General features: G+C 75.4%; 10 protein-coding genes and 1 pseudogene. 5 read left to right on the forward strand and 6 right to left on the reverse strand.

From position 1 onward, the window contains the following. The first annotated feature begins 58 nt into the window (after window positions 1-58). A complete protein-coding gene (locus RIM90_RS17100) occupies window positions 59-253 on the forward strand; it encodes a hypothetical protein (protein WP_309061581.1) in 195 nt (64 codons plus the stop codon). 56 nt (window positions 254-309) lie between these two features. Here the strand turns inward: RIM90_RS17100 and RIM90_RS17105 are convergent, their stop codons facing one another. From RIM90_RS17105 to RIM90_RS17125, 5 genes are all read right to left on the reverse strand, one after another. Beyond that, complete coding sequence (locus RIM90_RS17105; RefSeq protein WP_309061571.1) at window positions 310-1698, reverse strand: extracellular solute-binding protein; 1389 nt, start codon at window positions 1696-1698, stop codon at window positions 310-312. Next, the gene (locus RIM90_RS17110; RefSeq protein WP_309061572.1) at window positions 1698-4709 is read right to left on the reverse strand and encodes a substrate-binding domain-containing protein; all 3012 of its coding nucleotides are present in this window, start codon (window positions 4707-4709) and stop codon (window positions 1698-1700) included. Before RIM90_RS17110 ends, RIM90_RS17105 begins: the two co-directional genes overlap by 1 nt. Window positions 4710-4713: 4 nt before the next feature. Beyond that, complete coding sequence (locus RIM90_RS17115; protein WP_309061573.1) at window positions 4714-5088, reverse strand: hypothetical protein; 375 nt, start codon at window positions 5086-5088, stop codon at window positions 4714-4716. Between the two features lie 52 nt (window positions 5089-5140). After that, entirely contained in the window at window positions 5141-6226 is a 1086-nt protein-coding gene (locus tag RIM90_RS17120) for a hypothetical protein (protein ID WP_309061574.1), read from the reverse strand. Window positions 6227-6289: 63 nt separating this feature from the next. Continuing rightward, on the reverse strand, window positions 6290-7501 hold the full coding sequence (locus RIM90_RS17125) for a PP2C family protein-serine/threonine phosphatase (protein ID WP_309061575.1): 1212 nt from the start codon (window positions 7499-7501) through the stop codon (window positions 6290-6292). A 151-nt stretch (window positions 7502-7652) separates the two neighbouring features. On the opposite strand from RIM90_RS17125, the gene RIM90_RS17130 reads away from it, so the two are divergent. The 3 genes from RIM90_RS17130 (at window position 7653) to RIM90_RS17140 (ending at window position 10357) form a co-directional block, all read left to right on the forward strand. Next, window positions 7653-8150, forward strand: a complete 498-nt coding sequence (locus RIM90_RS17130) for a hypothetical protein (protein ID WP_309061576.1) — start codon at window positions 7653-7655, stop codon at window positions 8148-8150. A gap of 219 nt (window positions 8151-8369) precedes the next feature. Further along, window positions 8370-9269, forward strand: coding sequence for a hypothetical protein (locus tag RIM90_RS17135; protein ID WP_309061580.1), 900 nt, complete (start codon window positions 8370-8372; stop codon window positions 9267-9269). An 86-nt stretch (window positions 9270-9355) separates the two neighbouring features. Then, complete coding sequence (locus RIM90_RS17140; RefSeq protein ID WP_309061577.1) at window positions 9356-10357, forward strand: endonuclease/exonuclease/phosphatase family protein; 1002 nt, start codon at window positions 9356-9358, stop codon at window positions 10355-10357. Between the two features lie 214 nt (window positions 10358-10571). Here the strand turns inward: RIM90_RS17140 and RIM90_RS17145 are convergent, their stop codons facing one another. Continuing rightward, window positions 10572-12647, reverse strand: a complete 2076-nt coding sequence (locus RIM90_RS17145; protein WP_309061578.1) for a PhoX family protein — start codon at window positions 12645-12647, stop codon at window positions 10572-10574. Window positions 12648-12925: 278 nt separating this feature from the next. Here RIM90_RS17145 and RIM90_RS17150 point away from each other — a divergent pair. Continuing rightward, window positions 12926-13591 (forward strand): annotated as a pseudogene (locus tag RIM90_RS17150) (Toxic cation resistance protein); the annotation flags it as partial.

Genomic DNA, 13591 nt, shown 5'->3' on the forward strand with positions numbered 1-13591 from the left:
CCCGGCTCCCCCTTGCCGTTCGCGCCCGGCGGCCCCTAGGTTGAACCGCGAACCAAGCATGCTCAACCCATCGCTGTGCGAGGTCGCCGTGCTGGAACGCACACGCACCACCGAGCGTTACGCCAGAGGCTTCGTCGCGGCCGTCGCCGCGGTCGCCGCACTGGTCCTGGCGGCCAACGCGGGCCCGGCCGGAGCCGCCCACCGCGAGCCGGGACCGCGGCCCACGGCCCCGGTGGAAGCGGTGGCCCGCTAGCCCCGCTTCTCCTCCCGCCCCCTCCTGTCCCCCTGCTCCCCTCCCCTCCCTCCTTCTCAATCCGGCAGGGCCTTGCGCAGGGCCTCGTCCAGTTGCCGGGCCAGGTCCTCGTCCCCGGGCGGTCCGCCGGCGAACAACGGGTCGAGCCCGGCGATGAGCGTCTGGGTGAACGCGCCGTACAGCGGGGTCCTCGGGCGGTGCACCGCGCTCTTCAGGGCCGGCAGCAGGATGGTGCGGGCGTAGGCGGGGCGGCCGCCCTCGTCGCGCGGGACGCGGTCGGCGCCCTCGCCGGTGGGCGACGCGGAGGGCGCGGCGGTGTCCGTGGGGCAGCGCACGTCGTCCTCGTAGGCGGAGACGCGGGTGGCGGCGAAGCCCGCGTCCAGCAGACAGCGCTCGCTCTCCCGGCTGGTCAGGTACTCGATCAGCTCGGCCGCCTTCCCGGGCCGCTGCGAGGCCTCGGTCACCGCGAGGTTCTGCCCGCCGAGCACCGCCCGGTCGGGCAGCGGTGCCACCCCGAGCTGCTCCTCCGTGAACGTCCGGTGCAGCGTGGGGTACACGTACGGCCAGTGCCGCAGGAAGGCCGTACGGCCCTTCTCGAAGTCGCTCAGGGAGCCGGCCTCGTCGGAGCGGTGGGCGTCCTGGAGGGTGTACGGGGCCGCGGTGCGGCGGCGCAGCTCCGCGATCCCGTCGGTCAGCTCCTCGACGGTGCCCGTGTAGTGGCCGTCCTCGTCGACCGGCGCGAAGTCCTCCACCGCCGACGCGAACGCCTCCACCGCGTTGACCGTACGGCCCTCGTAGGCGGCGAGCTGGGTGGTCCAGCCCTTGCTGTACGAGCCCTGGGCGGGATGGGCGTCCAGGGTCTCGACGAGCTCCTGCAGCCTGTCCCAGGTGAGGCGGTCGGCGCTCAGGTCGGACTGCTCGACGCCCGCCCGCTCCAGGTAGTCGCGCCGGTAGTACAGCAGGCCGACGTCGCTGTTGAACGGCACCGCGTACACGTCGCCGTCCCACCGGGCCGTCTCGGCCACGGGCGCGATGACGTCGTCGTCGACCAGGTCCTCGGGCAGCGTGCGGATCAGCCCGGCGGCGGCGAACTCCGGTACCCAGGTCACGTCCAGGTTGACCACGTCGTAGGAGGCGCTGCGGGACTGCAGGGCGCCGAGCAGCTGGCTGCGCTGCTTGTCGGCGCTGCCGGGGAGCTCCACCAGACGGGCGCGGTACCCGGACCCGGCCCGCTGCTCGCGCAGGTTCCAGGCGTCGATGAGCTGCTGGCGGACGCCGTTCTTCCCGGTGACGTCACGGCCGCTGGCGACCACGATGACGCCGGGCGTGTCCTTCGCGGGGGACGCGGCCGGCGTGCCGTCGCCGTCGCCCTTCCCGCCGTCCGTGCAGGCGGGCAGCACCAGCAGGGTCAGAAGCGCCAGCAGCGCGGCCGGCCGTCGGAACATCAGCCCTCCCCCGTTCCGGTCCGGGCGACCTCGTCGTGCAGCGCCGCGCCCAGGTCGTCGACCGCGTCCAGGCAGCGCCCGCCGCTCACGTCGGCGATCCGGCGGTCCGGCCGGTCCGGGTCGCAGCCACCGCTCTGCAGGGACACCACGGTCACCGGGACGTCGGACGTCCGCGCCCGGGCGAGGACCTCGTCCAGACGGTCGCCGGTCAGCCGGTCGTTGTCCTCGCCGTCGGTGATGTGCACGATCAGCTGGGGCCGGTGGTCGTCCCCGCGGGCCGTCATCTCGTCGAGCGCGGCGAGCAGCGCCGCGTGCGGGTCGGCCTCGGCGTCCCGCACCCGGGCGGTGCCGACGGCGCGCTCGGCGTCGGCGCGCCGGTGCCGGTCGAGCGGCAGGAGGGTCCCGTACGGCCGGTCGCCGGGGCCCGCCACCGCCCACACGCCGTACTCGTCCTGCCCGCCCAGTCCGCCCAGCGACTGCCGCAGCAGGCCGGGGCCGCCGCTCGGCCCCTTCCACAGTCCGGTCATCGAGCCGGAGCTGTCCAGCAGGAACAGCACCCGCCCCGGGCCGCCCGCGTCCTGGTACGCCTTCAACGCCCGCTCCATCGCGTCCCGGCCGGCGGACTGGTGCAGCGGCGAGGGCGCGCGGAGCACGCCCTCGGCGGCCGGGCCCTTGTCCAGCAGCTCCCGGTCGTACGCGGAACGGAAGCCGTCCCGGGCGAACACCTCCCGGCCGTGCTCCCCGGCGAGCCAGTCGCGGAACCCCTCGGCCGACGCGTCACGGGCGCTCTCGTCGCGGTCGGCGCCCGCCCAGCGGACCCGGACGAACACCGGCTCCACACCCGGGACGTCCTCGGGGTACTGGGCGAAGCGCGGGCTGCGCGTGGTGCGGTCGCAGCCGACGCCGCTGCGCAGCAGGAACTCCGGGACCAGGGCGGCGGTGCGGTCGTCCACGGCGTCGTCGTCGGGCAGCGTGCACAGCAGCTCGGCGGCCGTGGGGGAGGGCGGCCCCGGCTGGGCGACCAGGCGCTCCCCGCGGGCCACGGCGCGCGCGTCCGTGCCGTACAGGCCGACGGTGGCGAGCAGCCCGGCGGTGGTGAACTCCGGGTCGGGACGGCGCACCGCGGCGTTCTCGTACCGCTCGGTCAGGGTGTCGATCATGTCGTTCAGGGGGTGGTCGGCACGGTCGCCCAGGGCTTCGGAGCCGATGTCGTGCGGAACGGCCAGCACGACCGGTGAGTACGCCAGTGGCTCCTCGTCCGCCTCCAGGCCGGCGACGGCGTCCGTGTCCTGTCCGGCCTCGACCCGGTCGACGGCGGCGCGGGAGGCGGGGATCCAGACGTCCGGCTGCGGGCCGATGTCCCGCTGCGGGTTGGTGTCCGCGTCCCGGGGCTCCTGCCAGGCGCCGGTCCGTCCCCGCAGGGCGGCGACCACGTCGGAGGAGCCCGCGCTGTAGACGGTGATGCCGGTGCGCCGGCAGCCCGCGTCGGTGATGTTCCCGTCCGAGGTGAGATAGGCGTCGGCGGCGGCGCGGACCGTCGGCTCCAGGTCCGGGTCGGTCAGCACCCGCAGCTCCAGCGCCGGGTCGCAGACGGAGTCGTTCCCGCAGAAGATCTTGATCAGACCGAGGACGCCGAGGCCGAGCAGACCGGCGGCGAGGACGACCGGGGCGACGACCCGGACCGCGGTCCGCCGACGCGGACGCCCGGCGTCCGGGCGCAGCGGTCCGCGCCGCCGGGAACGGCCGAACCGGGCGACGAGGAGCCGGACGAGCCGGAAGGGCGAGGACCGTGACCCCGGGACCTCCCGGCGGCCCTGCGACGAGGACCCCCCGGGACCGGGCACGGACGGGTCCGACTGCCCGGAGCCGGACACGGAGGCACCCGGCTGCCCGGGACCGGACGCCGGCCGATCCGGTTCTCCGGAGCCGGGTGCGGACAGGCCCGATCCTCCGGAGCAGGGCGCGGACGGGTCCGATTGCCCGGGACCGGGCACGGACGGGTCCGACTGCCCGGAACCGGACGCGGGCAGGTCCGGCTCCCCGGTCACGGAACCGGGCGCGCCCGGCTCCCCCGAACCAGGCGCAGGCAGACCCGGCTCCCCGGAGCCGGGCAGGTGTACGCCCGGTTGTCCGAGACCGGGCTCGGAGCCGGGACCGGGGTCGGAGCCGGGGTCGAGACCGGAGCCGGGGTCGGGGCCGGGCAGGAGCGGTGCGGGCCTTTCCGTGTCTTCCTGCGGTGGCCGGTCTCCGTCCGGTCCCGTCCCCGGCGAAGCCTCCTTCGCCGTCAGCAGCACGTCCACGTCGGGTTCCGCGCGGAACTGCGGCTCCCACGGTTTGCCGCGCTCGGTGAGGTGGCCGAGCGTGGCCATCCGCTGCCGCAGCCGGTCGGAGAGGTCCCTCAGACCCGTCTCGCCCTCCTCCTCGAGGAGCGCCGCGAGTACGTCGGTGAACGGCGTCGGCGTCCTCGGATCACCCGCGTCGATGCGGTGGTTGGCCTGCACGCTCATCAGCAGCAGCACGCGCCGCTTGGCGTAGAAGGGCTCCCAGATCCAGGCGGCGTTGCCCGCGAAGCAGCAGTCGAGGATCACCACGATCCGCCGGGCCGGACTGGTGGCCAGCTCCGCCAGCAGGGAGCTGAACATCTCCGCGCCGGGGAACACCGCGGACCCGCCCGGGATCACCCTGGCGTTGCGCATCTGCAGGAACAGTTCGTCGCCCGCGTTGGGGATGGCGCCGTGCCCGGCGAAGTAGAGCAGCAGCAGCCCCTCGGCCTCCTCCGCGGCCGCCTGCAGCGCCCGGCCGAACGCGTCCAGGGTCGGCGAGGCGAGGACCCTGATCTCCTGCTCCTCGAAGACCCGGCCGCGCGCCAGCACCTCGCGCATCCGTCCCAGGTTGTGCTCGACCGCGGGAAGGTCGCCGGGCACACCGTGCGGCGGCTTCGTCAGGTCGTACTCGGACACGCCGACCAGCAGCGCCCGGTTCGCCGTCCCGCGCGGGTCGAGGGGAAGCACCGGCCTACCCGTCGTCGCGGTTCACCGGTTCGACTCCGCCCACCGGCGGTTCGCCGTCCTCGACGTCGCGCCGGTTGGCCAGCCACGCCTTGACGGCGTCCTTGACCTGTTCCAGCAGCTCATTGAAGATCGCGCCGGCGGCCGCGCCGATGACGACGAGGACGATCTCCATGCCGAGGCCCATCGGAGCGCCGGTCTCGTCGGTCCCGCGCCGCCGTACCTGCCGCTCCTGGATCTGCAGCTCGCCCGCGCGCAGCAGCTCGTCGATCGGCTTCTCCCGCTCGAGCCACTTGCGCAGCGCCCCGATGTCGCCCGGGTTCGCCGGCTCCTCCAGCCACACCCGGATGTCCTGGTTGGCCACACCATCCCCCTCAGCCATAACTCCCCATCATGGCACCGCCGTTGCCCGGTGGGGAGGGTTCGTCGGACACTCAGTTCTGCGTCTGCAACTGCCGCAACTGCCGCTGCACGTGATCCAGGGCGCCCTCGCGCCGCCCGGGCACCCGGCTCCGCAACTCCGCCAGCGCCGGGCCCAGTTCGCGGGCCCGTGCCGGTTCGCCGATCCGGCCCCACTGGTGGTGCGCCCGGTCCACGGCCGCCTCGACGGCGGGCGCGTCCGCCGCCTGCCCGGCGGCCAGCCGTGCGGTGGCCACCGCCAGCCAGGCACGGCAGCTGCGCGCCGCGTCGCCGGCGAGCATCGCCAGGTCCGCCCTGACCTCGGCCCAGTGCAGCGCCTCCTCGGAGGCGGGCCCGTGCGCCAGGCCGGCGGCCTGCTCCAGGCGCGCGGCGAGCGCGTCGGCGTCCGCGTGGCGGCCGGAGCGCACGGCGGCGGTGAGGGCGGCGTGCGGATCGCCCGGGACGGGCCCGCGCTGGGCCAGCACCAGGCCGGCGCCCGCGCTCTCCGGGCCGGTCCGCGCCAGCGCCTGCTGGTGCAGCTCCTCGTCCGGCGGACGCCATCCGCTGCGCAGAATCGTCGCGACCGCCTTCATGTACGCCGGTTCCGCGACACCGCGGCGGGACGGCGGCGGTGCGACGCGCCCGTACACCGCGTTGTTGCGGCCGCAGTCGAGGGGGACCTGGTCCGGGCCCGGCGGCCGGGGGGCGCACAGCGACTGCCAGGTCTCCGCATCGGCGTGCAGGTCGAGGATCAGCGTCGTCGCGCCCGTCGGCCGCAACCGCAGCTCCTCCCGGAACCAGTGCCAGGGGAACGCCGTGTACCGCACGGTGGACGCGGTCGTCCGGGCCAGCGCCAGGTGCGGCAGCCGCTGGCGGCGGTCGAGCTGGAGCTGGCCGGTGACGTACACGGTCAGCGGTCCGGGGGCGGCGGCCGCCGCGCGCAGCCGGGTCAGCACGGCCTGCGGCTCCAGCGGATCGGCGAGTTCGACGACGTTCGCGGTGTCGGTGCCGGCGAGCACGGCGGGGGGCACCGCCGCGAGGACCGGGAGCACGGACGCCGCGTCCACCAGCCGCCCGCGGCCCAGTGGCGAGGCCGCCAGCAGCAGCACGGTTCCGGGCATGGTCCCTCCCCCTGTCGATCAGCTACGGCAGCACGGTAACCGCTGCGGCTGCAAAGGGGGGCCTCAGGACGGTGAACGTCCCCCTTCGGGGCCTTCGCCCCCCGCCGCGCGCCTCCGCCGCACCGCGAGGGCGGTGGTGTCGTCGACCAGGTGACCGCGGCTGTGCCGCAGCGTCCCGTCCCGCACGAGGGCGACCAGCCGGGTCGGCCGGGTGACGCGCGGGTCCGCCGCCACCGCCCGTGCCACGTCGGCGGCGAGGCCGTAGAACGTGCCGTCGGCGTCCCGGGCCTCGGTCACCCCGTCGGTGACCAGCAGCAGCGTCTCGTCGGCGGCGACCGGCACCCGGCGCACGCCCGGCGGGCCCGGCGCAAGGTCGCCGTAGCCGAGCGGGAGCCCCCCGCCGGCCGGCAGGTACCGTACGCCGTCGGGGCCGACGGCCAGCGGGGGTTCGTGGCCGAAGACGACGACGTCCACCACGTCGGTCCGGTCCGCCGGGAAGCCGAGCAGCACGGCGGTGGCGAACCGGTCGCCGTCGCTACGGCCGAGGGCCGTGGTGTACTCGCGGTGCCGCAGCATCCGGGTCTCCAGGCGGTCCGCGACGCTCGCGAGCTCCGGCTCGTGGTAGCCGGCCTCGCGGAAGGTGCCGAGCAGCACCGACGCCGTCTCCACCGCGCCCAGCCCCTTGCCCTGGACGTCGCCGACGAGGACCCGGGTGCCGTGCGGGCCCGGCTGGATGTCGTAGAAGTCGCCGCCGACGCGGGCCTGGACGTCCGCGGTGAGGTAGACACCGGCGTGCTCCAGGCCGCCCCAGCCCGGCGGCAGGGGACGCAGCAGGGTGCGGCGGACGGTGTCGGCGACGTCCCGCATGTGCAGTGCGCGGCGCTCCCCGCGCACCCGCACCGCACAGGCCAGCGTGGCGAGGGTGCCGCCGACGGTGACGAGGATGAAGTCGGGCAGCCCCGTCTGGTACTCGTGCGGCCAGGCGTTGTCCACGGTCACGTAGGCGGCGACGGCGAGCACCGCGAACACGGCCGTGCCCCACACCCCGCAGATCGCGGCGGCGATGCCCGGCACCAGCACGATCCAGGAGATGATCCGGAACTCGCCGGTGGTGTTGTAGTCGGCCGTGGTGATGGCGGCCAGCAGCAGGAACGGCGGCAGCCAGGCGACACTGCGTCCCCGCACCCGCAGCAGCTCGTGCCGGTGCACGAGGTCACGGCGGCCGGCCCGGGGGAGCCGGTCGTGCGGGCCGTGTCCCACGCCGCCGTGGCTCACGGCCCCAGCGAAACACGCGGCCGCGCGGCGCGCATCCGGTCCCGGGGCGGATCCCCGGAGCGGTCCCGGCGGCGGTGCGGGCCGACTTGCCGTCCGCCCCCGGCAGGTGTGCCCTGGTAGGCGGGGGCGAGGAGAGAAGAGGAGTGCTCTCATGGCTCACGCGGCACCCAGACCCCAGCGCATGGGGTCCGCGGGCGGGCGGCCCCGCACACCCGACATCTTCAGCGAACGGACCCACAGGATCGCGCGGGTGGTGATCCCCCTCGTCCTGGGGCTGGTCTTCGGTTTCTGGGCGGCGGCCAACCGGCGCTACGGCGGGCCCATCACCGGCTGGAACCTCCTGTTCGGTTTCCTCTCCGCGCTCGCGTTCTTCGTCCTCTGCCTGGCCGTGCAGGCCGTCGCCCGGAAGCTGCGGCGCGGACTGCGCGCGGCGCCCTGGGCCGCCTTCACCGGCAGCGCGGTCGGCTTCCTGGTCAGACAGTCCAACGAGACCCTGCTGCGGTCCGCGTGGCTGGGACTGGTGGTCGCGGCGGGCGTCTTCCTGCTCCTGTTCTACCGGTACTACGCACGCGACGACGCCGCGAGGACGCGGGAGGCCACCGTGCCGCGTGACGACACGTCCATGGGACGGGCAGGCCCGTTCGGGTGAAGCCCCCGGCGCGGGTCGTGCCGGGGGTGAGGCGCCCGTTCGGCCCGCCCGGTGCACCCGTACGCGCCCCCAGCACTCGCGCGCCCGGCCCCCGGCGTCTTGCCTGGAAGGGTGCCCTTCCGCGACGCCCCCTCCGGCGACGCCCTCCGTCGCCCCGCGCCCTTCCACGCCGGCCCCTCCTGCGCCGGACCCCGCTGCCGTGCGCGGCCGCACGCCCGGCTGCGCGACGCCCTGGCGGCGGTGCTGGTCGCCCTGGCGTGCCTGCTCGCCCCGTGCGGCGCGCTCGCGGCCTGGGCGGCGTTCGGGCTGGCCGACACCGGACGGTACGTCAGCACGATGGCACCGCTGGCCGCCGACCCCGACGTGCGCGACGCGGTCGCCGACGCCGTCGGGGACGGAGTCGTGCGGAAGCTGGACGCGGGGCCGGCGCGCGGCACGCTCGGGCCGTTCGTGCGGGACGCGGTGCGCTCGTTCACCCGCACCGAGGCCTTCCGCACGGCGTGGGAGGCGGGGAACCTGGCCGTCCACGACGCGGTGCTGCGCGCCGTGCGCGACGACGGGGCCGTCCGGGGTCCGGTCACCGTCGACCTCGCCCCCGTCGCCGCGCAGGTGAGACAGCGGCTCGTCGCCGACCGCATGCCGCTGGCCCACCGCATCCCGGTCGAGCGCACCGAGGTCGCCGTGGTGCCGGCCGGGGAGGTGGCCGGGCTCCGGAGGGGGTACCACGCGCTGGATGCCGCCGCCTTCTGGCTGCCGCTCGCCACCGTCGTCCTCACCGCCGCCGGGATCGCCGTCGCCGCCTGCCGCCGCCGCGCGCTCACCGCGACCGGCCTGGGCACGGCTCTGGGCGGCGCCCTGCTCGCCCTCGCGGTCGCCCTCGGCCGCCGCCTCACCCTGGCCGACCTGCCCGACCGGATCCACCGCCCGGCGGCGGGCGCGGTCTACGACGCCCTGACGGCCACCCTGCGCACGGTGTCCTGGCTGCTGCTCGCGCTCGGCCTGACGGTGGCCCTCGTCTCCTGGCTGACGGGCCGCCACGGCCGCCGGCCCGGCCGCCGCACCGCGCCGCCCGCCGGGGCCCCGGCCCCGCCCCCGTCCCCGGCCCGGAGCCGCATCTGACACCGGCCCGGCAACCTTCCGCACCCCTCCTCCCGTCTTTGGGGAAGGATTCGGGCATCCCATCCGCGAGCGGAAGGCCGGGACCTTTGGACACTGCGACTGCCGAGTGGACGGCCGCCGGGGACGGGACCGGGCGGCGCGGCGGGAGGCGGCGACCGGCCGCCTGGTGCGCGGCGCTGCTGTTCGCCGGGGTGAGCGTGGTCGTCGGCTGCCGGGTCGCCGACACCGACGGCATCACCCCCGTGCCGCAGCTCCTCGCCTTCCTGCCCTGGCTGCTCGTGCCCACGGCCGCCGGGCTGCTGTTCACCCTGCTCGCCCGGTGGTGGACCGGCGCCGTGTGGGGCGTGGCCCTGCTCGGCCTGCTGGCCTGGTTCATCGAGCCGTACGGGCGGACCGGCGAGCCGGCCGGACGGCCCGTCGCCGGGCTGCGGGTGCTGACCTCGAACGTGGAGTTCGGGCAGGGCACCGGCTCCCTGGTCGACGCCGTGCGCCGTGAGGAACCCGACCTCGTGTTCGTCCAGGAGTGCGAGTACACCTGCGACGCCGCGCTGAAGCGGGAGCTGGCGGACGCCTATCCGCACCGGCGGGCCGTGGCGGGCGGCGGCTCCGAGGGCTCCGTCATCCTCAGCCGCTTCCCGCTCGGGGACGCCGACGGCGTCCCCGGCACCATGGGCATGCCCGGCGCCGTCGCCGACGTCGACGGGCACACCGTACGGCTCCAGCTCGCCCACCCCATGCCGCCGCTCCCCGGCCAGGTGGACCTCTGGCAGCGGGAGCTCGGCAGGCTGCGCGCCGTGGCCGCCGCCGACCGGACCACCCCGACCGTGCTCGCCGGGGACTTCAACGCCTCCCAGGACCACGCCGCCTTCCGCCGCATCCTCGACACCGGTCTGCGCGACGCGGCCCGGCTGGGCGGGGCCGACCGGACGCCGACCTGGCCGGCCCGGACCGCTCCGGCGTTCGGCGTCCAGATCGACCACGTCCTGGTGTCCGAGGAGTTCACCGCGCGCCGGGCCCGCTTCCTCGACCTCGCCGACACCGACCACCGCGCGCTGGTCGTCGACCTCACGCTGCACGCCCGCCGGTGACACGGCGGCCGGGCCGACCGGCCCGACGGCCGGCGGACACGGAGCCGGAGGACGTCCGTCCCGGCCCGACCGAGGCGTACCGGGAAGCGGCGCATCGGGCACCGGCGTACCGGGAGCGGCTGGAGCGCGGTGGGTCGGGGGCACCCGCTCCAGCCCTCCCGTGACGGCACGCGTACCCCGGTGCGGGGTACGGGAACGCCGGAATGCCGGAGCGTCAGACGCCGATGTCCCGGCCGTCCGCGCGCCACACCGCGACCACGGCGGGACGGACGTAGCTGCCGGGACCGTCGGGCCAGGTGCTGGCCGGCTTGTCCACCGACGCCCCGTCCACCTCGCCCGGGTGCTGCACGGCGACCACCACGCGCCGGTCCTGGATGATCGGACCGCAGGTCTCCGCGCCGGTCGGCACGGTCAGGAACTGCTTCAGCTCACCGCGCCGGCTCCCGCGCGTGGCGACGCCGAACAGGCCGTCGTGGGAGCCGAGGGCGTTGCCGTCGGTGGAGATCCACAGGTTGCCGTGGTCGTCGAAGGCGACGTTGTCCGGGCAGGAGATCGGGCTGACGGCGTCCTTCGGGAACCCGGCGAAGTAGGTCGCCGGGTCCTCCGGGTCGCCCGCGACCAGGAACAGCGACCAGGCGAAGCGGGTGCTCTCCGGCCGGTTCCAGCGCTCGGTCAGCTCCAGGACGTGGCCGTGCTTGTTGGCATTGCGCGGGTTGGCCTCGTCGGCGGCGGCGTAACCGGCCCTGCCGCGGTTGGAGTTGTTGGTGAGGGCGAGGTAGACCTTGCCGGTGACCGGGTTGGGCTCGATGTCCTCGGGACGGTCCATCTTGGTGGCGCCCACCTTGTCGCCGGCCAGCCGCGTGAAGACGAAGACCTCCTCGGCGGTCATGCCCTCGACGTGCGAGACGGCGCCGTCGGCGGTGGCGGTGGCCAGCGGGATCCACTCACCGCTGCCGTCGAACTCGCCGTCCTTGGGGAGCTTGCCGGTGCCGTCGATCTCGATGGCGGGCGAGTCGCCGGTGAGCTTGGCGACGTACAGCGTGCCCTCGTCGAGCAGCGTCAGGTTGTGCTCGCGCGCCCAGCGGCTGTTGCCGTGCCGCATCCGCTTGCTGCCGACGAACTTGTAGAAGTAGTCGAAGCGCTCGTCGTCACCGGAGTACACGACCGGCCGCCCGTCGTGCGTCAGCCGCACGGTGGCGCCCTCGTGCTTGAACCGGCCGAGCGCGGTGCGCTTGCGCGGGGTGGAGTCCGGGTCGTACGGGTCGAGCTCGACGATGTACCCGAAGCGGTGCACCTCGTTCGGCTCCTGGGCGACGTCGAACCGCTTGTCGAACCGCTCCCACTTGCGCTCGGTGCCGCCGGTGCCGATCCCGTACCGCTTGTCGGTCGTCCGGCTGCCGTGGGCGAAGTACTGGTTGAAGTTCTCCTCGCCGTGCAGGGTGGTGCCCCACGGGGTGGTGCCGCCGGCGCAGTTGTTGAGGGTGCCGAGCACCTTGGTGCCGCTCGGGTCGGCGGAGGTCTTCACGAGGTCGGACCCGGCGGCGGGCCCGGTGAGCCGGAACTCGGAGGTGGCGGTCAGACGCCGGTTGAGGTGGTGCCGGGTGACGGGCGTCAGCTTCCCGCTCCGGTGCTCCTCCTCCACCGCGACCACGGCCAGGCCGTGCGCGGCCCAGGCGATCTCCACCTGCTCGCGGGTGGGGTTCTCCGGGTCGTAGTCCCGGAACATGAGGACCTCGTCGGTGTACTCGTGGTTGGCGACGAGCAGCTGCCGGCCGCGCTCGCCGCGGAGCGGGAGCAGCGCGAGGAAGTCACAGTTGTACCCGAACTGCCCGGCCTGCGCCCTGGCGGTCTGCTTCTCCGGGTCGAAGGCGGGCGCGCCGCGCAGGATGGGCTCGCCCCAGCGGATGACCACGTTCTGCCGGTAGCCCTCCGGCACGGTGACGGCGTCGGTGGTGTTGGGCGCGACGGGCGTGAAGCGCAGTCCGCGAGCACCCTCGGGTTTGCGGTGACCGTGGCCGCCCTTGGCGGCGGGGGCCGCCTGCGCCTCGGGCGCGCCCGCGACGCCGACCGCGCCGGCGCCGGCCGCGGCGACCGTGACGACGGCGGCGGCCCGCATCATGGACCGCCGGCTGAGGGCGCCTGCGATGACGTCGCCGACGTACTCGTTGGAGCTGGTGTTGGGCACCTCGTGGAAGCAGGCGTCACCACACCGGAAACGACAGGTCATGGCGGACCGGCCGCCGGGGTGCGATCCGGACGGCGTTCCGATCAACGGCAGCAGCTTGCGCACGTGTTCTCTCCTTGGATGCCCGTGGTAGTCAGCGCGACCGTAGGAGTACATATGTGCGGTAGCCGGGCGCCCGGGTGAACGGCGAGTGAACCCGCGGCGGCGTTAAAGGAGGTGTGCGGTCCGGTCGTCCCGCGGCGCCGGCAGGCCGGATGCCCCCCTTGACAGGTGCGGCGGCGGACCCCCGACCCTGCCCAAGATCGCCCGCACGGGCCGCTAACCTTACGTGTCCGTCCTGGCCAGGGATTGACGGGCATCAACTCACGCGAAGGGTTGCGCATATGGGCATTCTCACTCTCCTGCGGAACGCGTTCGGACGGTCACGCAAAGCGAGGGCCGCCGAAGCGGAGGGTGCGGCGCAGGCCGCCGAGACGGAGGGTGCGGCCGCCCCGGCCACCTCGACGTCGCCCGAGCCGGCCCCGGAGCCCTCCGCGGACACGCCCGCGGCCCCGAAGCTGCCGTCCCCGTCCGCCGAGCCCACCCCGTCGGCCCGCACGGCCTCCGTCCCGGAGCCCCGCGAGGAACACGACCTCGTCGCGGCGGCCTTCGACAAGGTGTCGGTGCCGAGGCCCACCCGGTCGGACGACCACCCGACCCCGGCGGCTCCCTCCGGGGAGACCCCGGCCACGCCGGAACCGGCGGAGCCGGAGAGCGCCGCCCCGGCCGCCGAGGAGCGGGCACCGGAAACGACGCAGCCGCCCACGACCACCGAAACACCGGCCACCGCTACGGAGACGGCACCCCGGGAACCGAATCCCGCTCCGGAGTCCGAGACCCCTCCGCCCCCCGCCCCCGAGCCGGAGGCCACCCCCAAGGCCACCCCCCAGCCGGAACCCGAGGCAGAGCCCGAGCCCAAGGCCGAGCCCGAGTCCGAGGCCACCCCCGAGACAAACCCGGAACCCGAGCCCAAGGCCGAGGTCGAACCCGAGACGAAGCCGGAGCCCGAG

The sequence above is a fragment of the Streptomyces sp. genome (assembly GCF_031181555.1).
In the GTDB taxonomy this organism is placed as follows: domain Bacteria; phylum Actinomycetota; class Actinomycetes; order Streptomycetales; family Streptomycetaceae; genus Streptomyces; species Streptomyces fimbriatus.

Excerpts from the sequence above, each read along its gene's own strand:
- RIM90_RS17115 (WP_309061573.1), bottom strand. The coding sequence starts at position 5,088 with ATGGCTGAGGGGGATGGTGTGGCCAACCAGGACATCCGGGTGTGGCTG.
- RIM90_RS17100 (WP_309061581.1), top strand. The coding sequence starts at position 59 with ATGCTCAACCCATCGCTGTGCGAGGTCGCCGTGCTGGAACGCACACGC.
- RIM90_RS17120 (WP_309061574.1), bottom strand. The coding sequence starts at position 6,226 with ATGCCCGGAACCGTGCTGCTGCTGGCGGCCTCGCCACTGGGCCGCGGG.
- RIM90_RS17105 (WP_309061571.1), bottom strand. The coding sequence starts at position 1,698 with ATGTTCCGACGGCCGGCCGCGCTGCTGGCGCTTCTGACCCTGCTGGTG.
- RIM90_RS17130 (WP_309061576.1), top strand. The coding sequence starts at position 7,653 with ATGGCTCACGCGGCACCCAGACCCCAGCGCATGGGGTCCGCGGGCGGG.